The sequence below is a fragment of the candidate division KSB1 bacterium genome (assembly GCA_034506255.1).
GTDB lineage: Bacteria > Zhuqueibacterota > Zhuqueibacteria > Zhuqueibacterales > Zhuqueibacteraceae > Coneutiohabitans > Coneutiohabitans thermophilus.
This window is the reverse complement of the sequence record JAPDPX010000001.1, coordinates 660,868-684,749: the sequence shown is the minus strand read 5'-3', so window position 1 is coordinate 684,749 and position 23,882 is coordinate 660,868. Positions and strand designations below refer to the sequence as shown.

19 protein-coding genes are annotated in these 23,882 nt (G+C 53.1%); all 19 read left to right on the top strand.

Going from position 1 to position 23,882, the window contains the following annotated elements; all coding sequences use genetic code 11:
* Window positions 1-43 precede the first annotated feature (43 nt).
* The 19 genes from ONB52_02800 to ONB52_02710 all read left to right on the top strand — a co-directional run bounded on the left by ONB52_02800 (window position 44) and on the right by ONB52_02710 (window position 23,670).
* Window positions 44-331, top strand: a complete 288-nt coding sequence (locus ONB52_02800) for a helix-turn-helix domain-containing protein (protein MDZ7415072.1) — start codon at window positions 44-46, stop codon at window positions 329-331.
* A gap of 140 nt (window positions 332-471) precedes the next feature.
* Window positions 472-1,830, top strand: coding sequence for a sigma-54 dependent transcriptional regulator (locus tag ONB52_02795; protein MDZ7415071.1), 1,359 nt, complete (start codon window positions 472-474; stop codon window positions 1,828-1,830).
* A 469-nt stretch (window positions 1,831-2,299) separates the two neighbouring features.
* The gene (locus ONB52_02790) at window positions 2,300-2,461 is read left to right on the top strand and encodes a hypothetical protein (protein MDZ7415070.1); all 162 of its coding nucleotides are present in this window, start codon (window positions 2,300-2,302) and stop codon (window positions 2,459-2,461) included.
* 494 nt (window positions 2,462-2,955) lie between these two features.
* Window positions 2,956-3,237 carry a hypothetical protein gene (locus ONB52_02785; GenBank protein MDZ7415069.1) on the top strand — a complete coding sequence of 94 codons (282 nt, stop codon included), beginning with the start codon at window positions 2,956-2,958 and terminating at the stop codon, window positions 3,235-3,237.
* Window positions 3,238-3,262: 25 nt separating this feature from the next.
* On the top strand, window positions 3,263-3,595 hold the full coding sequence (yidD, locus tag ONB52_02780) for a membrane protein insertion efficiency factor YidD (GenBank protein MDZ7415068.1): 333 nt from the start codon (window positions 3,263-3,265) through the stop codon (window positions 3,593-3,595).
* A gap of 2 nt (window positions 3,596-3,597) precedes the next feature.
* Window positions 3,598-3,822, top strand: a complete 225-nt coding sequence (locus ONB52_02775) for a hypothetical protein (protein ID MDZ7415067.1) — start codon at window positions 3,598-3,600, stop codon at window positions 3,820-3,822.
* 18 nt (window positions 3,823-3,840) lie between these two features.
* Window positions 3,841-4,689 carry a hypothetical protein gene (locus ONB52_02770; protein ID MDZ7415066.1) on the top strand — a complete coding sequence of 283 codons (849 nt, stop codon included), beginning with the start codon at window positions 3,841-3,843 and terminating at the stop codon, window positions 4,687-4,689.
* Between the two features lie 206 nt (window positions 4,690-4,895).
* On the top strand, window positions 4,896-5,123 hold the full coding sequence (locus ONB52_02765; protein ID MDZ7415065.1) for a hypothetical protein: 228 nt from the start codon (window positions 4,896-4,898) through the stop codon (window positions 5,121-5,123).
* Window positions 5,124-5,198: 75 nt separating this feature from the next.
* The gene (locus ONB52_02760; GenBank protein MDZ7415064.1) at window positions 5,199-5,663 is read left to right on the top strand and encodes a DUF4234 domain-containing protein; all 465 of its coding nucleotides are present in this window, start codon (window positions 5,199-5,201) and stop codon (window positions 5,661-5,663) included.
* A 335-nt stretch (window positions 5,664-5,998) separates the two neighbouring features.
* Window positions 5,999-7,084: a CsgG/HfaB family protein gene (locus tag ONB52_02755; protein ID MDZ7415063.1), complete on the top strand. Its 1,086-nt coding sequence runs from the start codon at window positions 5,999-6,001 to the stop codon at window positions 7,082-7,084.
* A gap of 28 nt (window positions 7,085-7,112) precedes the next feature.
* Window positions 7,113-13,046: an alpha/beta fold hydrolase gene (locus ONB52_02750; protein MDZ7415062.1), complete on the top strand. Its 5,934-nt coding sequence runs from the start codon at window positions 7,113-7,115 to the stop codon at window positions 13,044-13,046.
* A 164-nt stretch (window positions 13,047-13,210) separates the two neighbouring features.
* Window positions 13,211-14,734: a hypothetical protein gene (locus ONB52_02745; GenBank protein ID MDZ7415061.1), complete on the top strand. Its 1,524-nt coding sequence runs from the start codon at window positions 13,211-13,213 to the stop codon at window positions 14,732-14,734.
* A gap of 42 nt (window positions 14,735-14,776) precedes the next feature.
* Window positions 14,777-15,154, top strand: coding sequence for a TerB family tellurite resistance protein (locus ONB52_02740; GenBank protein ID MDZ7415060.1), 378 nt, complete (start codon window positions 14,777-14,779; stop codon window positions 15,152-15,154).
* A 60-nt stretch (window positions 15,155-15,214) separates the two neighbouring features.
* Complete coding sequence (locus ONB52_02735) at window positions 15,215-15,442, top strand: DUF4177 domain-containing protein (GenBank protein MDZ7415059.1); 228 nt, start codon at window positions 15,215-15,217, stop codon at window positions 15,440-15,442.
* A gap of 437 nt (window positions 15,443-15,879) precedes the next feature.
* Window positions 15,880-16,326, top strand: coding sequence for a hypothetical protein (locus tag ONB52_02730; GenBank protein ID MDZ7415058.1), 447 nt, complete (start codon window positions 15,880-15,882; stop codon window positions 16,324-16,326).
* A gap of 708 nt (window positions 16,327-17,034) precedes the next feature.
* Window positions 17,035-18,099 (top strand): IS4 family transposase, encoded by a 1,065-nt coding sequence (locus tag ONB52_02725; protein ID MDZ7415057.1) that lies wholly within the window; start codon window positions 17,035-17,037, stop codon window positions 18,097-18,099.
* A 602-nt stretch (window positions 18,100-18,701) separates the two neighbouring features.
* Complete coding sequence (locus ONB52_02720; GenBank protein MDZ7415056.1) at window positions 18,702-19,106, top strand: YbjN domain-containing protein; 405 nt, start codon at window positions 18,702-18,704, stop codon at window positions 19,104-19,106.
* Window positions 19,107-19,223: 117 nt separating this feature from the next.
* Complete coding sequence (locus tag ONB52_02715; protein ID MDZ7415055.1) at window positions 19,224-19,487, top strand: hypothetical protein; 264 nt, start codon at window positions 19,224-19,226, stop codon at window positions 19,485-19,487.
* Between the two features lie 1,471 nt (window positions 19,488-20,958).
* Entirely contained in the window at window positions 20,959-23,670 is a 2,712-nt protein-coding gene (locus ONB52_02710) for a hypothetical protein (GenBank protein ID MDZ7415054.1), read from the top strand.
* Window positions 23,671-23,882: the final 212 nt, after the last annotated feature.

Here is a 23,882-nt window from a genome sequence, read left to right as displayed (position 1 = left end):
GGCGCGACGCAACAACACCCAAGAAAATTAAGGTGGAACTCTTTTGCAGACGCTGCAACTTCTGCGTCAAGGCTTGTCGATCAAAGACGTGGCGCAGGCGCGCGCATTGGAAGAAAGCACCATTTGGGGACATGCCAAAGAATTGGCGCTAGACGGAAAAATCGAGGATCTGGATGCCATCATCTTACCGCAGGAAGTCGACGAAATCGCAAACTTTCTCAGCAAAACAGACGCGCTTGATCGCGCGACCATCTATGATCATCTGCCGCAGCATCATCCCAGCAAAGTTTTCTTTGTGCGCGCCATTCTGCAGGCGCGACAAAGGGGGTAAAAATCTAGCGCGCGGCTTTTTTGATTTGTTCGAGGCTATCTCGAAATGTCATTCAGGCGAGTCTTGTTCGGAGTAAACTTGTACGGTTTTCATTTTGGTTACCGTGTTAATCAAACCTCACTTCCAGAACCGGGGTTCACATGAATTCGAATTCCGAAAAACACACCCTTCTGATCATCGACGATCAACCACAATTTGCCCAGGATTTCATCCTGCTGACCGGAGAAGAATTTAATGTGGTGACCGCGGCAACCGGCGAAGAAGGCTTGCGCAAATTTCAAGAGGTCGCCGCAGATCTCATTCTGGTTGATTTGAAGCTGGGCCGCGGCATTGACGGCATTGAAACCTTGCGCCGGCTCAAACAATTGGATCCGGACGCCGCCATCATTATCGTCACCGAGCATGCCTCCGTCGAGACGGCGCATCAGGCCGGCCGGCTCGGCGCCCTCGATTATTGCAGCAAGGCGCCCAACCTCAAAGAACTGCGCGCGCATCTCAAGCAGCACATTCAGAATCTCGCATGGCGCCGCGCCTATCGCGATGAATTGCAGCGCCAATATGCCAAATTCATTGCCGAGAGTCCGGCAATGCGCAAGCTCATCGAAGATATCGACGCCGTGGCACCGAGTGATTGCCCGGTACTGATCACCGGCGAATCGGGCACCGGCAAAGAACTGGTGGCGCGCGAGATTCACCGCCGCAGCCTGCGTGCGGAGCGGCCGCTGTTCGTGGTCAATTGCAGTAATCTCGCTGCGCCGTTGTTTGAAAGCGAATTCTTTGGCCACGAGCGCGGCTCTTTTACCAGCGCCGACCGCCAGCAGCGCGGCAAATTCGAAGCCGCCCATCTGAGTACATTGTTTCTCGATGAAATCGGCGATTTGCCGCTGGAATCCCAACCCAAAATTTTGCGCGCAGTGGAATACGGCAAATTCAACCGCATCGGCAAAACGCATGAACAATACGCTGACGTGCGCTTGATTGCCGCCACCAATCACAATCTTGAGGAAGAGACGAAAGTCGGGCGCTTTCGGCAGGATTTGTTTTATCGCATCAACCGCGTAAACATTCACGTGCCGCCGTTGCGCCAGCGCCGTGACGATATTCCACCGTTAATCAAATATTATCTCGAATATTACAGTCTGATGTTGCATCGTTTGCCTCCTGAGATCCCTGCCGACGTGATGCAGGCCTGGCTGCAATACGAATGGCCCGGCAACGTGCGCGAGCTGACCAGCGCGATCGAGAATCTCGTTTTGTTCAGCAAAGAGGGCAAAATTGACCGTTCGCGTCTCTCCCTCCCACCGCACCCAAATGCCTCTCCGGAATTCTTCCTGCCGCTTTTCGATCTGCCGTACGAGCAGGCGAAAGAGAAGTTGGTCGAACAATTCCAGCGGGATTATTTCCACGAGAAGCTCAGCCGCCACGACGGCAACTACACTCGCGCTGCTGAGGAAGCCGGCGTCAATCGCGCCACGATCTATCGCATTCTCGCTTCCTGAGGTTCATTGTTCCGCTTCGCAAGAGCGCGCGTGGAGGCGAATCCACATGCCTGGTCTTCTCTCCGTTGCATGCCTGCAACAAGCCAAAGTCCATTGAAATCAATATGCTTTCTCGCCTTCCACCCGACCAAGCGTTGCCTGAACGCAACACTTTGTTGCTTTTCCCCTTCCCTTCTTTCTGGCCAGGAAACTGTAACTCTTTAATTTGCATGTTTCATTCTAAAATTTTTTTTGCGCCTTGGTGGCATATGTTTTGTCTTTGCGGGAAGCAACTCACCTGGGCTGAAATTTTTTTGACTTTGATTTCCTCCATCAATGCGGAGATTGCTCACATGCCGTAATCAGAATTATGGCATACCGCAATTCTGTGAAAGAATCCCAAATCATGACGGCCTCCCGCCTAACTGATGCTCATTCGACCGATCGCTGGATCATGACGGTGGGGTGACTTCTGAGCGTTTCGAGAGTCGTGATGCTGATGCTTGGGCTTTCAGATGTTTTGAATTTGGCGTTTTTATTTGTGGGCGGCCTCCTCGCCATTCCCATGGGTTTGCTGCTGGTCGCTGCCGGACATCTCATTAAACGGCTGACTATCATTGAAAAAAACACCCGTGCAGGCGCACAGCAGTGAACTTCCGATGCGACTTCGCTTCGTCAGTCAAACAAGCTTGTGAAAACGTTGTCAGGATGGCGATTGTTGGCCGCGTTTGATTAAGTTGCATCACTACATCATGGGGAAACGATGAGGTGGTGATGCAAGGGATTGCCACCGCCCAAGCTGGGATTTGGGGGGACGGCTCGGGAATAAAGCAGCATCAGCGAATCTCTTCTTCGTACTCAAGGCGGATAATCTCATTGAAATCTGGGATTCTAGCGAAGGTGTAAAAATCGCTACACTTGAAGAAAGGCTTTGCCATACGAAAAGTGGCTGTGGAAAATTCTGGACGATATCTCGCCACCGTGGGCGACCACAATCTCATCAGCCTTTGGGATTTGGCTTCCGTGCCCGAAGTAGCTTCTCGGATGGCTGCAAAATAAATCCATTTTTTGAGCATTACCGTTGATTTGAAACCGCACAACTTCATCGCGATGACAGATCACATTACTCAACTGAAGGAGCATCACATGCAATACAAAGTCATCCCCTTTCGCGCGGATGTCATGATTGATGAGGGCGCGCGTAAAGCCGCCGAGCAACTCGCGGAGCTCATCAATCAAAATGCCACAGAAGGCTGGAAATATCAAGGTTTGGAAACATTGGTGACCGATGTCACGACACCGGCAAAACCAGGCATTCCAGGTAAATCCGGTTGTCTCGGTTTCGGGGCCACGGATCCAATTCCCGGCATACCAGAGTCGACGCAGACCGTGCAAGTTTATGTTGCGGTATTTTGTCGTGAATCCTGATTTCCACATGTTGAAGAGGATAAGCATGCGATCTGTCATTATTCTCTGGATTCAGCTTTATCGAAATTTCGTTCCGGAGGGTAAACGCCGCCGCTGTTTATTTCGCGAGTCGTGCTCGCATCATGTCGAACGCATCGCGCGCGAGCGCGGCAGTTTTGCTGCAATCACGGCTTTTCTTGCGCGCGCCCGGCATTGTCGCCCAGGTTACGGGTTCGAATGGGACGCAGACTCGGACGTGTGGTTTTTAGTGTGCGCCAATGGCGCGAAGATTCCGAAAGTGATGGTTTCTGAGCATATCCTTTCAGAATATCAATTTCTTCAATCTCATTTTTCACTAAAAGAGATCGTGGGAGGATAAACATGGTCACAGTCAAAGTCGTATGGCGAGATAGCGGCAAGCCCGCCAAAGGCTCGCGTGTTGCGATTGGATTCGACGGCTTCACGCGCGGCGTCACGGAATCCGAATTTACCGATAGTGACGGCGAGGCGCACTTCGACGCGGAGCCGGGCACTGGTGAAGTTTACGTCGACGGCTCAACCAAATATCGCGGCAGAATTTCCGGAAGAGTTGTGGTGTACATCTAAACCCTGAGGGAGGAAGCCGTGAAGCAACAAATTCTCGAGCAAGTTGAAGAAAAGTTCTACTTCAAAACCTCGCGCTTTTTCTGGCATCTGCTGGTAGGCATCAGCGGGCTGGCGCTGCTCGGCGGCCTGCTCGTCTATCTATGGGGCATGACTCCTTCGACCAAGTCCAGTGTTACAAAGCCGCTTTATCCGCCACCAACTGCAGTCACTGCAGATGAAATTATGCAACGCCTGGCGCCGCGGGTGGAAGTCGCGCAGGTCACCCCTCCAGCACCGGAGACTCCGCCTGCAACTCCGGTACCACCAGCGGCACAACCTCCACAAGCTGACACGCTCGCTATTGCCTACCAAGCCGCCATGGACAGCTTGCGCCAGCTCCTGCCGGAAACCCGCTTCGCCTGGGATTCACAGCGCCGCTATCAAGAACGGGGATGGTATGATGGCAGGTGGTACGAGGGCGGTTGGGAGACAGTTGTTGTGGGTATTTCAGACAAGCTGCAAAATGCCCTTGCACAGGCCAATGCAAATGATCTGGCATCGCAAACGAAGCTGCTGCAGGCCTTTGCCGAGTTAGTGGCACAGGTCGGCGAGCCGTTGCGTATGGAAGCCCTCGAGAGCGGCATGGCCATCTGCAAAAACGACGTGGTCACCTCCATTACCGGCGTGAAACTGCTGAACGCGGCCGTGCCACATTACACTGCTTACGATGTTTCCCACCTTGCCCAGCTTGCAGATTTCAGCCAGCGCAACCCGCGTGACGGTTTTGCCTTCATCGAGTATGCTAACACCATCATCCCGAAGTTCGACACCAAGCAACGAGAAGCTGCGCTCAAGACAGAACTTTTATTGCATTTCTGGTTCGCTTGATTGCCGCCGCGGCCATCGGCATGTACGGCGGGGCCATCTATCGAACGTACCAGGCGGTGAAGTTGATCATACTGCAAAAATCGTATGCGACAGCGGTACAAGCGGCATATTGAATTATGAACCGAGCGATTGCTCCGCCATTTAAGCGGAGAACTACTCGGTTTGACTGGAACCCAAAACAAAAATATCTCAAGGAGCACAAGAATATGATTACCGTCAAAGTCATTCATGAGCAATCCGGCGAGCCATGGGAGAACAAGAAGGTGGCGCTCGGTTTCGATGGGCTTCTCAGCGGCGGCGTCACCAACGATGAATATACCGACTCCCGGGGCGAGGCGCATTTTGATTACAAGCCGGGAAATGGCAAGGTGTATGTCAATGGGGACGTGGCCTTTAAAGGCTACCTTTCCGGCAGGATTGTGGTGTATGTTTGAACGGTTTGAGGAAAAGCGAAAGACCATGAAGTTTTTTTCACTCTATGCAGCTCAGAAATTTCAGGGAGAACAGACATGAACACAGTGCAAAACCCTACTCAGCCAGTCGCGCAGATGCAACCTACCCAGACAGCGCCATTCCCGATGCAAAGTACGACGTTGCAGATGGGAAAAATTAGATTCATTTTCGCCCCCTTGTTGTTGAGCCTGATCACTTTCGGAATTTATGGTCTGGTATGGCTCTACAAAATTCACGACGAAATGCTGCTTCACACCAGCGATCTCAGCATCAAGCCCGGCGCGGCCGTGGGATTTCTCTTTATTCCATTTTTCAATTTGTTTTGGGCCATCTATCTGATTTTTCATGTGCCGACTCTCATCAAAAAAATGGACATCGCTGACAATGTTCCGGTGCCTGAGCAAACGAATCCGGCGCTCATCGGAATTCTGGGTTTAATGCCGTTCGTGAACATTTTCTGGTCTGCCATGGTGCAGAACGCCCTCAATCGGCATTGGAAACGGCATAACGTCGGATATTAAATTCTAATTCTTTGTTGTGTCGACTAATTAATCAGAATGGGCTGTAAGAGTCAATCTCTTCCTAGTTGAAACTCCAGATGGCTGCCCGGCCTGAGGCTGCCCCGGCCGGGGCGGCCTCAGGCAGCCGCAGCAGATGACTAAAGCCCTTGATCCGCCGCAGGCTCGGCTCGATTCCCAGCAGCGCCGAGGCCGTCCAAAACCAGCGCGACAAATTCGTAGGCGTCCAGCCGACGCTGCATCAACTCTTTGAGCTTTTTCTCACTGGACCGCACGAAGTGGAGTGAGATGCTGCTCTTAGTAACCTTGACGAATCCCCAATAACTGGCCAGTTCAACATGAAAAGAAATTTCTTAATCTATCTTGCCTTAGTCTTCTTGTGTGCAATGCTCAACTTGGGTTTTGCGTCTGGCACTTTAAGCGGCGATCTTGATGCAAAGCTTGCTGAACTCGCGCGCCAGATCGAGTCTAATATGGCTGAAGGAAAGAAAGCCAAAATAGCCGTAATTGAATTCTCTGATCTCAACGGAAACATTACTGATTTTGGCAAATTTCTTTCCGAAGAGCTTATCACTCGACTCTTTATGACCAAACGGTTCGAGGTAATCGAGCGCCAGTTGCTCAGCAAAGTTATTGCAGAGCATAAATTGACTCTGAGCGGTTTTGTTGACCCGAACGCAGCAAAAGAATTGGGTAAGCTCCTTGGTGTTGACGCAATCGCCACCGGCACAATCACTGATCTTGATGCCACCGTCAAAATTAATGCCCGGCTTATTGCGACTGATACCGGAAGTATTTTCGCCGTGGCATCCGTTGAGATGACCAAGGATGAGACAATAAAACGATTGCTGGGCAAAACTTCACAGGATAACAAGCCGCACCAATCACCACAGAGTTCCACAAGTAAACCAGGTGAAATTTTTTTTCAAGAGGATTTCTCCAGTTATGAGCCAGGAGATATTGCAGAGTCTTGGGGAAACGATATCGTAGTCGGCGGCAGCGGAGCTTCAAAATATGTTACAAGCCATACCACCACTGACCATGAAATGATGCAGTACGTGAATTTCCCCAGCGACTTTGCTTTTGAGTTTCTTGTTGCAGGAATTCTATATGGGAATCCTATTCTGGATTTGGCACTCATCGGCGATTCACCGGTGAATATTCGATTCGGAAATTGGTCGCAGATTCTTATCAACAATGCCAAAGTTGGCATCAATAGAGAATGCTGGCCAAGAGAGAAATGGAACAAAATCCGGATTGTCAAAAAGGGAATTTCTCTAAAAGTTTTTGTGAATGACTGTTTAGGACCGAGTATTTCAGTCGCAACCGGTACCAACTTTTCAAAATTCAGACTGTTCTGGCGTTACCGACAATCATCATCAGAGAATTTTTCTTTCACAAAATTCGTTGGCACGAAGCTTTAAAGTCGAGAGTTTTGTTGAGGTGTTCACCATGCGCATCAAATACGCGGGGCTGATGCTTTTATTGGCATTGCTCTTGCCAAAAACCGCCGTCGGCCAGGCGCCGCCTTATCCCATCATCTTTGTTCATGGGTTGAATAGCGACGACGGCACGTGGCAGACGACCATCAATTATCTCCGCGACAATTTCGGGTGGAGTGATCCTTATTTTAACGATCAGGGCATTTTTCATGCGCTGCTCAATGCCAGCGATCTGTCGACGCATTTCGGCATGGATGTGAGAACGCAATTTCCCAATGAGCGGAATGATCTCTATAATGGGAACATCTATGCGATCAATTTCAAAAATTGGTGGGATTCGGCAACGGAAGATTTAAAACCCAGACAGAATCGTTTCGCTTTGACTATTGATTTTTCGCAAAGCAATGAATCGGCCATCGCCAAGCAAGGTTACGCGCTCGGACAGATGATAAAAAAGGTGCTTGATGCGACGGGCAAATCCAAAGTTATTCTGGTTGGGCATTCGATGGGGGGCTTGGCGGCGCGGGAGTATTTGCAGCGAAAAGACCTCAGTGGCAAGCCCAAATGGTGGGCTTTCCCCAATGAGCCTTCCGGCCATCGCGTGGCCAAACTGGTGACGATCGGCACGCCGCATGCCGGATCGAATATGACAGAATTCGGCATTCCTCTTATAATCGATCCCAGGTCGGAAGCTGCGCGCGATCTGAGTTATAACTATTTCGCCTCAGGGCCGCCCAATTTCGGCAACAACCCGGATCACGGCGTTTATCTTTTTGGTGGAGGGGAATCCATCATTCCGCGTTTTAATCCCAACATTCCTGCCGCCGGTGGTTATTTCAATATCGATGTTGATTGCGATGGCAGCGAGAATTCCACCGTGGCGGGGATAAATTCCAATTCGGTCATCCGCGCGGACAATCCGCAAATGCCGCTTCCAGTGGACATCGATTATACATGGATCGTGTCGGATGAAGGCGTGTTAAACGGTGACGGCGCGGTGCGACTCGACCGCCAATATTTGGACAGCAAAGGTGATACCTTGCTGATTCACCGATTGCACTCCCATGAAACCAGCAATTATCGAGCGATTCTTCGCGGGCTGGACGAGCCTGACGACTCGCAAAAAGCTTATGTTTTGACACCCGACCAACCGATTCATGGTTTTGTCGATAGACCCAGCGGCATGACGGCGTCTGATCATGACTGGTTTCGCTTTCATGTCGCGCAAGCCGGCAACTTTACCCTTTCACTTTCCAATCTCGCCTCGCTGCAGAATTTTACCACCATGGCCGTGGAAGTATTCAGCGCGCTCAATTTGACCCATCCGGTGATCGACGGCAGAAATACCGGCGGCGCGGATCGCATTTCATTCATCACGCCGGTGTTGAATCCGGGGGATTATTTTGTTCATCTGCGGGGCGTGGTGATAGATGAAGCCTGGAACCGGCCGTACGCCTTGCTCATTCAGCCGATCGCGGGAGCGGCGCAAATCACATTATCCGCCAGCCCCAATGCGATCAAAACCAACGGCGCCTCCGCAACTGTATTTGCCGAGCTGCGAGATGCGCAAGGCAATCTTAATCCCATTGCCGCCAACCCCATCACTTTCACCGTCACTTTCGGCGCCGCTTCCGCAACGCTCATCGGCTCCAATCCAGTTAATGCTGTGAACGGCGTCGCCACGATCACACTCCAATCCACCAGCACGCCGGGGTTGGTGGCGATTCAAGCTTCGTCGCCGGGATTGGCTTCTGGAACGACGGCGGTTTCGGTTTACAGCAATCCGACTTTGGTTTCCGGCGCCATTACGACGAACACCACCTGGACTTTGGCAAATAGTCCATACCAAGTGACGGGAGATATTGACGTGAGAGCCGGCGTCATACTCACCATTGAGCCGGGCGTGACCGTGATGTTCAACAGCGGCACGGACATGACCGTCGACGGCACGCTGTTGGCCAATGGCACTGCCAGCCAGCACATCACTTTCACCTCCTCTGCCACCAATCCCACCGTGGGGGCATGGGGCGGCGTGTACTTGAATACACCGCAAGGCCCGTTGCGAAGCAGTCTGAGCTACTGTGATTTCCGCTACGGCGGGCAGGTCAGCCTCCAAGCCAGGTACGACGATGTGCTCGAAATCAGCGGTTACGCCGAGCCGCAGATCAGCGCCTGCACCATTCTTGACTGTCGCCGTAACGGCATTGAAGTGACTTCGGGCCGATATGATGCCAATGTCTGGCTGAACGTGACGGCGTTGCCTTTGATTCTAAATGAAATCTACATCAGCCGCGGCGCGGTGATGACTATCGCGCCCGGCGCACACCTCAAGCTCTCCGATGGCGCCAATATCTTTGTAGAGGGCGGACTCATTGCGAATGGCACACCTTCGCAGCGCATTGTCTTCACCTCGATTCACGACGATGCCCTCGACGGCGACACCGATGGCAACGGCGGCAGCGCGGGCAGAACGGGCGACTGGGGTGGCATTGAATTCAAAGACACGGTTGATGACGCCAACTGCGCCATGCAATACTGTGACATCAAATTCGCCGGACGCATCGCCTTCGGCGATTTGGATGTGCCGATTCGCCTCGATGCGCGCGCCAATCCCACCTTCAAATCACTGCGCTTCAGTGATTGCCGTTACAACGCGATCGATGTGGTCGCTGGCACCTACAGCACGAACATCCGCTTCGACCAAAACGCGGCGCCGTATCTTATTCGTGGTGATCTCAAGGTGGATAAACCGGCGGTGCTGACCATTGCCGCCGGCACGCTTTTCAAGATGACTAACGGAAGCGACTTTCGCATCGCCGGCGGGTTGATCTGCCAGGGCGCAGCCGGCAATCCGATTCGATTTACCTCCGTCAATGATGACAGCCGCGGCGGCGACACCGGCAATGACGGCCCAACCGCCGGCAGCGCCGGCGATTGGGGCGGTATCACGCTCGAAGTCGATGCCAAAGGCAACAGTCTGAGCTTCTGTGAATTTTATTTCGGCGGCGTGGGCGGTTTTAACAACTCGGGTAGTCCGCTGCTGTTGGACATGCGCGCCGAGGTGACATTTGCCAATTTGACTTTTGGCAATTGCACCACTAACGGGATCGGCATGTTCGCGACTAATTATGACCGCGACGCGCGGCTGCGTTTTCCCGGCCAGACTCCTTACGTGCAGCTCGGCGATCTTTCGGTAGCTGCCGGGGCCAAATTGACCATCGAACCGGGCTGCATCATCAAGCTCAGTGAAGGATCCGACATGTATATTAACGGCGGTCTGTTGGCCGAAGGCACGGCCACGGCGCCGATTATCTTCACGTCACTCGCTGATGATTCGCTGTTGGGTGACACGGACAATAATGGCCGTGGGCAAGGCGTGCCCGGGCAATGGGGAGGCATTTCTTTCACCAACAGCGCAATAAGCAATTTTTGCCGGCTGCACTATTGCCAGTTTCGTTTTGGCGGCCGTGGCGGCTTCGGCAATGTTGGCTGGGTCGTGCAAGTCTCGCCGTTGGTGAATCCTCTCTTTGCCAATTTGCGTTTCATGCAAAATAACAACAACGGAATTCGCCTTGTTGAGGGCTCTTATACAGTAAATATCGTTTTCGACCAAACCGCCGCGCCGTATCTTCTCGCCGGAGATTATGTCGTCGAAGCCCCGGGTGGATTGACCATTGCGCCGGGAACACTCTTCAAGTGTTTCGGCGGGTCGGATATTTACATCAAAAGCCGCTTGACCGCAATTGGCACGGCTGCGGCGCCGATCATTTTTACTTCCGTTCGTGACGACCGTTATGGCGGAGACACCAATAATGATGGCGCCAGCAACGGCGTCGCCGGCGATTGGGGAGGCATCGTGTTCCAATCCCAGAGTGTGTCCGGCGCCAGTGAGATTGCCCACGGTGAATTTTGGTATGGGGCCGGAGCTGGATTCGGCAATTCGGATGCGGCGCTGCGCTTTGAAAACACCAGCCAGAAAATCCATCATGTTAAAATCCGGCAGATGCGCTGGCAAGGGATCTACGCGAACGGCAATGCTTCGCCGGATCTGGGCGGCGGCGCTTACTCGAGCCCGGGCAACAACTCTTTTCTCGATTTCAATATTGCTGCCGACCGTTATGCCGTCTTCAATGACGGCAGCGCGACGATTTTTGCCAGGAACAATACGTGGGACGGTTCCACTGCCGCAGCGATCGCGCAAGAGATTTACGACAAAAACGACAATGCCTCGAAAGGCGAAGTCATTTTCCAGCCGTTCATTCCTGCCGGCGACAGCGAAGCACCGCAAGTCTCGGTGCTTTTCCCCAACGGTGGCGAAACCTTGCTGCATGGCAGCACCGTTACGCTGCGCTGGAGCGTGCGTGACAACGTCGGCGTAGTAAAAATTGATGTTGCGGTGTCGCGAGATGGCGGACAGGTTTTTCAGCCGCTCATTTCTTTCACCAGCCCGCAGGATGAATATGCCTGGACAGTGGCCGGGCCGTTTTCTTCCCGTTGCATATTGAAAGTGACGGGCCGCGATGCTGCCGGCAATGAACGGTTCGACCTCTCCGATAATTTCTTCGCCATTGTTGATTCGTCTTCCGGCGTTAATTACCCACCTTCGATTCCGCTGCCGTTGCGGCCATTGGCGGGCGAAGAAATGCGTGGCAGCGATTTGCTTATCTGGCAGGCCAGCGTCGATCCCAATCCATTTGATCAGGTTCGCTATCGCTTGGAAATCGACAACAACGCCAACTTCTCTTCACCGGAGCTGGTGGAAGACAATATCGACAGCTCGCGTACGGGCAACTTTTCCCAGAGTATCAAGCCGGCGATACCGGCAGGCGGCAATGTGATCGCGATTCGACTTGACCGGCTCGCAGGTTTTGCGAATTTGCAGGATGACGTGATTTATTATTGGCGGCTGCAGGCACGCGATCAGCAGAATGCCAACTCGGCGTTTTCGAGCGGCACGGCGCATTTCTTCATGAACAAGATCAATACGCCGCCGCAAGCCGTGGTCAGCGGCTTCTCACCGGCGAATAATCTGGAAATGCGTACGGCGCGACCGACCATTTCCTGGCAAGCCGCCGACGATCCTGATCCGAGTGACGGCGCCGAAGTCTTGCGCTATCGCCTGCAAATAGACGGCGACGGAGAGTTCATCACCGATGTGGAAATCTCGGCGCAGACCAATCCGGGCGTGACGTTTTACATCCCCACGCAGGATTTGCACGAGAATGCGCGTTATGGTTGGCGGGTGCAGGCCAGCGACGATGAGGGCGCCGTCTCGCCGTGGTCCGGCGTGCAAAACTTTTTTGTCAACGCGATTAAAGAGCCGCCGCAGCCTTTTGAGATTCTGACGCCGGCCCCCATTTTTAGCAGCCACAGCGATACGGTGATGCTTCGCTGGCAGGCGACAAGCGATCCCGATCCCTTGGACAGCTTGCGCTACATCGTGGAATGGAGCACCAATCGCAGCTTCTCGCCGTTGAACACGTTGCTACCCCAATCCAACACGCAGTATGCTTTTGTCCGTCCGAGCCGGATCGATTCGGTTTTTTGGCGGCTTTATGCGGTTGATTCGGACACGCTCTCCACTTATGCCAGCAACACCAAACAGCAACCGCGCCTTATCCGCTGGCAGACCACAGCAGTGCATTCAAGAGAAAACAACCTCCCAACCGAATTTTCACTGGCGCAGAATTATCCTAATCCTTTCAACCCCGAAACCACCATCGAATTTGCGCTGCCAAAATTTAGTCATGTCACGATTCGCATTTTCAATGCCCTCGGGCAGGAGATTCGCACGCTGGTATATACACCAATGCCAGCAGGCTACATGGTGGTAACCTGGGATGGAAAGGATGAGAATGGTCACTTGGTACCCAGTGGGGTTTATATCTATCAAATGCAAGCAGGCAATTTTGTGGCAACGAAAAAGTTGGTGGTGATGAGATAGTGCAAGGAGCAAATGACAAAGGGCAAGGCAGGATTCGACGCATGGCATAACGATGGCTTATATAGTTTCAAGACGCAAATTTACATTTCCAATAGAGTAAAATCGGAGCAAACCAACAAGGATGTAATCGGCTTCCGAACGATTGTATGGCGCAAGGGAGTGCTATGTACAGAATCTTCACAATAATCATGATAGGGGCGAGCGCCACCTTCGCACAACAAGTCCTGACCAGCCCTACCCATCTTTTTTCTTTCACTCTCCCGTCCGGTTGGGCATACAACAAAATCGATACCGTGAAAACAGTTGTACGGTACGAGTGTTTCAATCCGGACAGCACGGCCATGGTGGAAATTTTTGCGCTCAAGACGAAAAATGATATTGACCGCAAAAAATTCATCACCGTAATGACTTCAGAAGAGGTTGCCGGGGAATCTTTTGGAAAATTACTCCGCACCGACACTACGCAGGTGAGTGGGATCAAGGCGGTGGAGAAAGTTTACCGGCAATATTCACGACGGGGAAGGCAAATCGATGTTCGTGTTTTATTGTTCGCCAAAGCCAATTATGGCTACGCCATGACTTTTCGGGCGTTTCATGCCAAACGCGAGCCTGCCAGCTTTGCGGAAATCATGAGCAGCTTTACTGTACATCCTGAACCCTCCAGAGCCGGCTGGTTCTGGCGATTGCTTTTCTTCGGCATTTGCCTTTATGGCTTGGGCAAAGGTATAAAGCGGACCGCAGAATGGGTAGGGCCTTTTAATTTGAAGGCGATTGGCTATTCCAGTTTCATTGTGCTCATGAGTGCAGCAAGCTTCACGGTTCCTTTTCTTTTTCAACCCAAGACTTGGATTTATGTGATCATCGCTCTTGCCATAGTGATTGCAGCGATAAAACTGCCGGATGCCAAGCCGGTAAAACAGGCTTTTCGTGAGGCGAAAGACAGGAACACGGCTGGCGCCTATCGCGCCTTCTGCCAACAATACCCGGCGTCGCGGCGATATTTCAAAGAAGCGCGCCAGCTCATGCGGGTGATGGTGGAGGCCGCCGTCAAAAAATACAAAGCCTTGATTGCAAAACAGGACACGACCATCACACGCGCCATTTTGGATATGTTCGAGTACATCAAAGCGACCGATAATTTTCAGGTGGCGGTGTGCTATACGGCGGACAATCAAATTGTCGACAAGGCGGTTTATCATCAATTATTCAATCGAAACGTGCTGCCGGCCAATCCCTCCTTCAAGCCGGAAAAAAACAAAAGACGCGAAAGCCGAATTACTGAAATGCTGAGCCTTGCTTTTCGTCAAATCACTCCCGAAGATGTTCTCAGCTTTACAACATACGAGAAACCGCTCAGTAATCAGATTTGCTTCGCTGTTGATTACAAAGTCAAAACCAGTGGCGCCTATTACTATCACACCAGCGAAGAGCATTTGCCCGAAGAGAAAAGAACATGGTTCACCGGCGTGGAATTTCTATGGTCGCTGGCGATTCGCATTCCGAATCGGCCCAATGCCTACAAAATCACCCTCGAATCGAAGCCGGCACAACATTTTACCGTTGACGGCAAAGAAATCGACAAAGTCTACGATGCCATGGCCGATTCGGCGTTTGCCGATTTTTGTCAGGTTTTCATTCAACAATCGGGACTTGCGCCGGCACCGGCGAGAACGGCAGTTACCGTTTGAAATCACCATTATCAATTTTTACACTCACGCGAGGAGGCCTATATGGATAAATTCCAAGCCGCTTTTGAAGTGCTCTACTTTCTGGCATCGGTCGATGGCTATGTCGACAAACGGGAAGTGGATGTCATTTTCGATTTTCTGAATGCCAATTACGGCAAGATCAACTTCGACCCCAAGAAAGTCGTTGATGTCATTTCCGGCATGACAGCGGAAGGCATGGTCGATGAGCTGGAACATGCGGCACTGATTTTCAAAAATTCCAGCAGTGCCCAAGATCGAATGACTCTGCTGGATTTTGCCCTCGACCTGATTGCGGCAGATGGAAAAATCAAGGATCAGGAAAGAGATCTCTTTTTTATTTTGGGCAACATCTGGAACATCGATCTCGAAAGATATTTCAAGAGCAAAGGTCTTTCATAGTGAAAAAGAAGTTCGATCCACACCAAAGATCGGAGGAAGAATATGGCTTACCAGTAGAAGATGATCCAAATCCCGCAAGATGTCACGGTCAAAATGAAAGAGCAGCGTGGCAACGAAGCAGCGGCGTATCTGGAATCTATAGCCAATAGCCAAGCTGCTGAGGGCTGGGAATTTTACCGCGTTGACGAAGTTGGTGTCCTGGCGCGGCCGGGTTGTCTCGGCGCGTTAATCGGCCGCAAGGCAGAGTATACGCTTTACTATGTGGTGACGTTTCGGAGTAGTAAATAAATACGGAGACAATACGATGGCCAATTACATCCACGCCTGCCCCAATTGCGGTGCCGACAAAAGCGACATCAGTTGGTCCGCCGCCTATTTTGATGTCTATGAATGCCGCGACTGTGGCGAAAGGTATTGTCACAAATGTCCGGGCAGCAATGGCGCACGTTACTGCCCGAACTGCAAGAGCACCTCTCGGAGCACCTATGGCAGAGTTTCAAAGCCATAGTTGGAAAGGGCCATTTTCTGAAAACTCATACGGAGACGGCTGCAAACGGCATATAAAAACCTAAACCAAGCGAGGTCTTTCATGAGATGCGAGAACTGTGGCGAGGTGTATCCCTCGCAATACTATTTCCAAAACGAGGGTAAAACAAAGAGATTGTTATGCACGAAATGCTTTGCCTCAATGACTGCTGAAGAATATTGAAGAATATGAACACTTCATGGGCGAGCCCAAACCTGTGCAGAAATATATCCGGGAGGAGAAACGCGAAAAAGGTGTTATGGAAACAAAACCAATGGAGACAAAACCAAAAAGAGATCTAGCGATGACCATGATGCCCTACGAAAAGGTGCTGGCGCAATCCGGTGGGCTCGTTTTAACCACTCACCGAACAAGAGTTGAAACACAAACGCAAATCACCAGCATTATGCTGGAAGAGCTGTGCTCCTGCGAAACACGTTTTGCCAGTCATCCTTTTTTGCTGATTTTGGCAGGGCTGTTTGCTCTCGGTGGTTTGCTAAAGAGTGGCATCGGCGGAGGGGAGGAAGCCATTACGTCTGGCTTTGTTAGCGCATTGATCTTCGTGGCAATCTATTTTGCCACGCGCAAGGCGGTAATAACATTGGCCTCCGCTGGCGCCAGAATCAATCTCGAGCGCAAAAAATGAGCTTGCAAGAGGCAAAGCAGCTCATCGATCAAATCGAGGCGGCAAAAAATCAGCGCTACTTGCTGGCTCATGCTGCCGTCGCCAACTACTCCGGGGTTGCAACGGCTTGACCAGGCCGTTCTAGTTGCGCAAAGCCGCGCAAGAGAGTCAATCCCTTTTTAGTTGAAATTCCGGATGGCTTCTTTGGCCTGAGGCTGCCCCGGCCAGGGCAGCCTCAGGCAGTCGCGGTGATAACGATCTTCAGTTCACGCTGCAGAGTCTCCTGCAGTTGCGGCGGGTAGCGAAAGCCCTTGATCCGCCGCAGGCTCGGCTCGATTTTCAGAAGCACCGATGTCGTCCAGTGTTGTCGCTGATCACGCGCCGATTTTCGCTGGTGCAGCGTTTCGTCGTCCAAAACCAGGGCGACAAATTCTTAGGAATCCAGCCGGCGATGCAACAGAGCTTTCAGCCTTTTCTCACTTGCCCGCACGAAGCGGCGTGAGATGCTGCTCTTGGCAACCTTGACGAATTCCAAATATTACCCGGAGCACAAAATAGTTTAATTTCTTATGCTGCATCACATCTGTGCAAAATAAAATCTCCGGAAAGTGGTATATTAGGGTTGAACACACTCTAAAATATCCACGAACCGGAGATCAAAATGCGCACGAAAGGTACGAATCTCTTCACTCAAATTGTAGCTTTTTTGATCGTCATGATTTTCGGAAGTTGGTTGACAAGTACGGCAACGACAAGCATGGCAAAGGTTTCAGCTCGTGGGAGCATTTTGTCAGCATGCTGTTTTGCCAGTTGGGCAAGGCGCAATCGCTGCGTGAAATTTGCGGCGGCCTGGCCAGTTGCACGGGCAAGGTTGTGCATCTGCGCATGAAGGAAGCGCCCAAGCGTTCGACGTTGTCTTATGCGAACGAACATCGCGATTATCGTCTGTTTGAAGGGCTGTTTTATCAACTTCTGGAGAAATGCCAAAAGCAGTTTGCCGGCAAACGCAAATTTCGCTTCAACAACAAACTCTATAGCGTGGATGCCACGGTCATCGATCTCTGTCTGGGCCTGTTTGAGTGGGCGCATTTTCGCCAGGCCAAAGGGGCGGTCAAGCTGCGTTTGATTTTGGATCACGACGGCTATCTGCCCTGCTATGCTTGCATCAGTGAAGGCAAACCGCACGATGTGCGTGTGGCCAAGGAGACGATTTTACCGCAATTTGTCTTTCCTGCCGGCAGTTTTGTCGTCTTTGATTTGGGTTATACCGATTACACCTTGTTTGCCCATTGGTGCGCCACCAAAGTGTTCCTTGTCACCCGCATGAAAGACAATGCCGACTACGAAGTGCTCGAATCTTTCGAGGTGCCCAAGAACCGGAACATCCTCAAAGACGAACGGATTCGGTTCCGCGGATTCTACTCGTCCCAGAAATGCCCTCATGAGCTGCGCCGCATTGAAGTGTGGGATGATGAACACGAACGTTTGATTGTGCTGCTCACCAATAACTTCAAACCCGGCAGCACCACGATGGCGGCGATTTACAAAGAGGGCTGGCAGATTGAAATTTTTTTCAAAGCGCTGAAGCAGAATCTCAAAATCGAGACCTTTGTCGGCACCAGCGCCAATGCACTCAAGATTCAAATCTGGACGGCTCTGAGGGCGATGCTGTTGCTCAAGTATCTCAACAAAACTTTCGACCTTCGGCTGGTCACTCTCGAATCTGATTGCGATGTTGCGCTTCAATCTGTTCACCTATCGCGACTTGATCGAATGGCTCAATCATCCTTATGAGACGCCACCTGATTTGCCCGGCGACGGGCAGCTGGTCTTGCCCGGCTTGGGTCTTGGACAGCAGGCGGGGGCCTGATTATGAGAATCGCCTTTTGCCTGGCTAAAACCTGTGCCAAATCACATAATTCTCAAAGGCGTCATGGGCGAGCTCAAAATTATTTTGGACAGCAGTGGGTTGGTGCGGAAATTCGTACGCTGTTGGACGAAACCAGAATAGCGGGTTGCCAAAAAATAACCTGGGATGCCAAAGACACCACTGGGCGTCCTGTTCCCTCCGGAGTTTATTTATCCCAGATGCAAGCCGGAGACTTTGTGGCGGTGAGAAAATGTGCGGTCATTCGGTGAGCCTGCACTGCGGAAGCCGTGCAATCTTGATACACCCTCCAATTCCACCCGGGGCATGGCCGCGACAAAAACGACACAGGCAGGAGCACGGCATCTTGGGACAGCCCTCAATGCCTGGGCAGCAACGAGCTCGCTGCTCGCCGAAGGGCAAGAATGACCCGTCGATAGTTCGAGCCAGAGTTTGAAGGCCGAAGGATCGTTTATCGAAAATACTGCCGCATCTATAAATCTCATGAACCTGCAAGGAGGAATCCCATATGCCAAACGATCTTGTTACACCCGAAAATCTCTCGACGGAACTTCTGAAATCGATGTTCGATGCCGCCTTCATGGAAACTTCGATCGATGAAGATGGTGATCTGCAGGTGAGAGACGGCATCGGTTGCTATGTTTTTGCCCGAGAGGATCGTATCAGGCTGATGACGCTTTTTCGCTCAAAAGAGGGCGCCAGCCGGCAGGAGCTGCTGGAATTTGCCAACCGGGTGAATGATGAGTATGTCATCGTTCGGGTGACAATCTCGAACAAGGGGACAGTGAGCTTTGACTACGATATTCCAGTCAAAGGCGGGATTACCAAGCAGGCGGTCGTGCTTGCCACCAAACGTTTTCTGTCGATTCCGATCAATGCCATTGCTGAATATGGCAGTACTCTCATTCGCTAGTGAAAATTTTGGTCGTAAGCGGTCATGCCACAACCTTTGATAAGCGCAATCGATTCTCTTCGATTTCGGTAGAACTGAAGTGATTGTTGTGCATGCATGATGAAAAGGCCAGGTCTCATGGCGGCTGATCAGACACGCCGGCACCGGCTCGACTGGTGGGTCACGGTGACGGGGGTGGCCTCGGGACTGGGGGGCGTGATGCTGCTGGTGTTGGGATTTTCCGATCCCGTGAACCTGGCCTTTTTACTGGTTGGTGGTTTTTCTCTGGCACCGCTGGGTCTGTCGTTGATTTTGATTGGCTATATCATCAAGCGGCTGAACGCGATTGAGCGCAACACCCATTTGAAATCGGCGCCTTCTTCGGTGAAGGAGAAGCGGTGAGCGCGCTGTCGAGACGGCAAGGTTTTGGCAAGGTTGTGAAGCTGATGTTGGATAGTTCGCGCGGTTTAGATTTGCATTGCCGGCTGTGAAATTTTCCTGTTCACGGCCGGCACGGGGGGGACAAGCCGCCATCTCACCGAGCCGCGAGGGGGACGGCTCGGTGATTTTACCCTGGCCATTCCTTTCCAATTCATGACTTGTCCCCATCATCCCGCCGAGCAAATCATGGGCGCTTGTGCGAGTTGCAAGGCGCCGCTGTGCCGTTTTTGTGCCGCATGGCAGGCGGCGCAGGAGTGCGACTCGTTCTGCCTGGCTTGTGGTGCTGCCGTGGCCAAACGCCGCTTGCGCAAGGCAATGAACTTTGCATTGCTCGGCCTCCTGCTTGCGATGTGGTTGTTTCCAATTCCGGCACAACACGCTGAACGCGTGCCGATCACCGGGTTGATTGGCGGCTATTGCTTTTGGGCCGTATTTTGGGGCTGGCACGCGAAGAGGCCGGGGTGGCTTGTTGCCTATCAAGATGGCCAGCCTGAGCCCGGTCGCAATTGGTTGAAAGTGATCCTCCTGCTGGTTGTATGCCTCTGCGTGACCTCGCTCCACGGCATTTTGGTGGCGGGCATCAAATATCCCTGGCAGAGCGTGGCCGCACTCAGGCGATGGCATTCCCCGAAGTAATTTTCACGATCATCAACCGGAGGGAGTGTTGTTGGATTTTTCTCCTGGCCATCCAGGTTGAACACGCTTCGATAAAACATTGCCACAGGCACGCGACAAACACACAACCCAATCATCCCATATTCAGATCTGAATTTTACACTGCCATTGATCGCATCCGCGCTGAACGCAAATTTGATCTGAGATGCCTACCCACCCATGGGGTGGTGCACTAAAAGTTTTGCACGAAATTTTCGAGCAATCATATCGCGGTGGATGAAAAGCGTTTATTTTTGCATGCGAAATTCAGGCAACACCTTTGAACTGCAGACCTGCGCTGCGAATGACCAGTGGCTGGATTGCCGCACGGCGATTCGCCGGGTTACGGCAGATTGAGAGTCTGCGGAGGGGATGGGCACCACTGCCGTTCCTCTCCCAAATCGTATGATTGGCATTCCGAACCTGTAATCCTCCTCCCCCCTTCCCTCCTGTTCAATGATCCCCCGCGTCCGCCCTGGTGGGTGCAGCCTCTTCATTTCTCATCAGCTAACTGATTACAGTTTTGACGCGGCCATTTTTGGTATGCGAATTGAATAGCCGGCACGTCAAAGAGGGCCAGGATCGGGCCTTCCAAGATTCCTGATGCCGTTCGTGATGCAGGAAGCGGTCACGGACGGCATTCTATTCTGCATGACGATGGCTCATGCAGAATGCGTGCGGTGCTGGTGTCGCAACCGCGACTGGAGAGCCGGCACCAACAGCTCTCATCTCCCGCCCTGGCAAACGTGCCGGTCGGATAAAATCAAAAGGAAGGCTGATGCATACCTTGCGTCCGGTGTTTTGCATGCGCGCTTTGTTCTTCCGCCTGTTTGTCTGGCGGCTGAGTCTCGCGATTCTCCTGCTCCCCGCCGGGATGTTGCTGGCCGGAGAGAACGGCCCGTTGGTTTTTTCTTCGGTCAATGTGCGCAGTGTGCGCAGCGGCAACTGGTCGGAGGCCGCGACCTGGTCCGGCGGCAGGATTCCCGCGCGCGGCGATCAGGTGCTGATCGAGCGTGGCCACACGGTGACCTATGATGTTGTTTCAGAAGAGGCGATCCGGCTGATTCATGTGCGCGGCCGGCTGGTGTTTTCGCGCGTGAGAAACACACAACTCGACGTGGGCATGATCATTCTGCAGAACAGCGACACCGTCGACGAAAATTTCCACTGCAGCGTGCGCCACGAAGCCGTGTACCTGGGCGAGCCGCGGCCGACGCTCGAAGTCGGCGCGCCGCAGCAGCCGATCCCGGCCGGGGTGACGGCGCGAATCCGGCTGGTGGATTTCGCCGACATGCGCGACGATTGCGGCCCGGGCATTATTTGCTACGGCGGCCGCATGGATTTTCACGGTGCGCCTTTGAACAAAACCTGGGTGAAGCTCGGTCAAACCGCCACCGCCGGCAGCACCACGCTGGTGCTCGCGGACTCGGTCAACTGGCGGGTCGGTGATCATATCATCGTCACCGGCACCAACAAATTCGACAGCTTCAAAAGCAACGGCGACACCTTTCGCGGCAAGGACAAGGCGCACACCGAGGAGAACTACATCCAGGCGCTCTCGGCCAACGGCCGGATGATCACGCTCAAAACGCCGTTGCGCCGCAACCATCTCGGCAGCGGCGAGTTCCGTGCCGAAGTCGCCAACCTGTCGCGCAACGTCATCATCGCGTCGAAGGATCCCAACGGCGTGCGCGGCCACACGCTGTATCACTACAACAGCCGCGGCAGCATCAGCTACGCGGAGTTTGCCCATCTCGGCAAGCTCAACACCCTGGCGCGCTATCCGATTCACTTCCACGTGCTGGAGGATTCCCACCGCGGCGCCAGCGTGATCGGTGCCTCGATTTGGGACTCGCACAATCGCTTTCTCACCATTCACGCCACCAACTTTCTCGTGGTGCGCGATTGCGTCGGCTATCAGGCGGTGGGGCATGGTTTCTTCATGGAGGATGCCACCGAGGTGTTCAACCTGCTGGATCGCAATCTCGCCGTGTTGGGCTACAACCATGTGCCGCTGCCCGATCAGGCGCTGGCCTACGATCAGAATGCCGGCGCCGGCTTCTGGTGGGCCAACGGCATGAATGCCTTTGTCAACAATGTCGCGGCGGAATGCGACCGCTACGGCTTTCTCTATGAAATTCCCGCCGACATTCACGGCCGCGTGCAGCAACCGGACGGCACGCGGCGCGAGAACGTCCGGATCAACACCCTGCCCTTCATTCGCTTCGACGGCAATGAAGCACACGGCATGATGATGTACGGCTTCAGCGGCGAAGGTGAGGCCACCCCCGACAATCCCTTCGTCATCCGCAATCACAAGAGCTGGCAGGTGCGCTATGGCATGCGGCCGGTGGGCAATTTTACTTTTGTGCAAAACTACAACGTCTGGCAGGCGACCTATGGTTTCTACGGCACGGCCGCGAAAAACGTCAGACTGGTCGGCATGAAGGGCAGGGAGCTCAACCAGGTTTCCCTGGAGTTTTACGAGAAGCCGGAAGGTTTGCACACCTTCGAGAATCTCGTGCTGGATAATGTCGGGCAGTATCCCTTTCGCATCACCGGCCGCGACGGCCGCGACGAGCCGTGTGAGATCCATGTGCGCAACTACACACTCACCAACGTGGAAGACAACAAGACCGGCGCCGGCAGCGAGACCAATCATGCCAAAGCCACACCGGAGCTGACACTTTACCTGCACGACTTTTTCGGCCCCAACCGCGATGCCAAGGTAATCCCCGCCAATCAAACGCGCACTGACGGCTTGAACTATCAGGTGATGACGCCGACTTTCGAGGAGTATGTCAAAGTCGCGGAAGTCAATGTGCCGTTTCCGGAAAATCCGATCAAACCGGTGGACAAGATGGGGCCGGTGACGGTGATCACCTATCCGCCCGCCGATCAAACCGTGGCCACGCGGCCCAACGGCGATTTGCTCGTCACCGGCACCTGCTTTGATGCCAGCACCATCACGGCCGTTACGGTGAACGGCGTGAAGGCGCGGCCGCTGGCGGACAATTATCTGCAGTGGCAGGTGCGGCTCAGCAATCTGCGTGCGGGAGAGGTCACGCTCACTGCCGAGGCCGTGGATGAATTCGGCAATCGCGAGTTGAATCCGCATGTCCTGAAAATCAACCTCAGCGGGCCGACAGCGGTGGCCGAGGCCGGCAGCGCGGAAACCACGGTGCGGCAGTATTCGCTGTCGCAGAATTACCCCAACCCCTTCAATCCGGAAACGCGCATCGTGTTCGAAGTGCCGCTGGATGAACTCGGCAGGCGGGCGGTGCGTCTGGTGGTCTACGATGTGCTTGGCCGTCGGGTCAGGACGCTGGTGGATGGCATGCTGCTGCCGGGCAAATACACCCAGGTGTGGGACGGCCGCGACGATCCGGGCGTGGCAGTCAGTTCGGGAATCTACTTCTATGAATTGACCGCAGCGGGCAGCGGCGGTACAGCTTTCCGCCAGACGCGCAAGATGGTGTTGTCACGCTAGCCGGCTGTTTTCTCTCCCGCTCTCGCCCCTGCCGGTCTTCACGCACTTGCCGTGGGCAGCCCGAGGCAGTAGAACCGTAAAAGGTCTGCGCTCGCATTCCAGGGAATGGGCACAGGCCTTTTTCATTTTGGGGCCGGCAAAAAGTAGATGAATTTTTGGGATGATATTGCTATACTCCAGCCGCGACAATCATTGTGTTTTTCGTCCGCGTG

Bases quoted from the DNA above. Each gene is read 5' to 3' on its own strand.
- ONB52_02795 (MDZ7415071.1), top strand. From the start codon at position 472: ATGAATTCGAATTCCGAAAAACACACCCTTCTGATCATCGACGATCAA.
- ONB52_02785 (MDZ7415069.1), top strand. From the start codon at position 2,956: ATGCAATACAAAGTCATCCCCTTTCGCGCGGATGTCATGATTGATGAG.
- yidD (MDZ7415068.1), top strand. From the start codon at position 3,263: ATGCGATCTGTCATTATTCTCTGGATTCAGCTTTATCGAAATTTCGTT.
- ONB52_02775 (MDZ7415067.1), top strand. From the start codon at position 3,598: ATGGTCACAGTCAAAGTCGTATGGCGAGATAGCGGCAAGCCCGCCAAA.
- ONB52_02765 (MDZ7415065.1), top strand. From the start codon at position 4,896: ATGATTACCGTCAAAGTCATTCATGAGCAATCCGGCGAGCCATGGGAG.
- ONB52_02760 (MDZ7415064.1), top strand. From the start codon at position 5,199: ATGAACACAGTGCAAAACCCTACTCAGCCAGTCGCGCAGATGCAACCT.
- ONB52_02755 (MDZ7415063.1), top strand. From the start codon at position 5,999: ATGAAAAGAAATTTCTTAATCTATCTTGCCTTAGTCTTCTTGTGTGCA.
- ONB52_02750 (MDZ7415062.1), top strand. From the start codon at position 7,113: ATGCGCATCAAATACGCGGGGCTGATGCTTTTATTGGCATTGCTCTTG.
- ONB52_02745 (MDZ7415061.1), top strand. From the start codon at position 13,211: ATGTACAGAATCTTCACAATAATCATGATAGGGGCGAGCGCCACCTTC.
- ONB52_02740 (MDZ7415060.1), top strand. From the start codon at position 14,777: ATGGATAAATTCCAAGCCGCTTTTGAAGTGCTCTACTTTCTGGCATCG.
- ONB52_02735 (MDZ7415059.1), top strand. From the start codon at position 15,215: ATGATCCAAATCCCGCAAGATGTCACGGTCAAAATGAAAGAGCAGCGT.
- ONB52_02730 (MDZ7415058.1), top strand. From the start codon at position 15,880: ATGGGCGAGCCCAAACCTGTGCAGAAATATATCCGGGAGGAGAAACGC.
- ONB52_02720 (MDZ7415056.1), top strand. From the start codon at position 18,702: ATGCCAAACGATCTTGTTACACCCGAAAATCTCTCGACGGAACTTCTG.
- ONB52_02715 (MDZ7415055.1), top strand. From the start codon at position 19,224: ATGGCGGCTGATCAGACACGCCGGCACCGGCTCGACTGGTGGGTCACG.
- ONB52_02710 (MDZ7415054.1), top strand. From the start codon at position 20,959: ATGCATACCTTGCGTCCGGTGTTTTGCATGCGCGCTTTGTTCTTCCGC.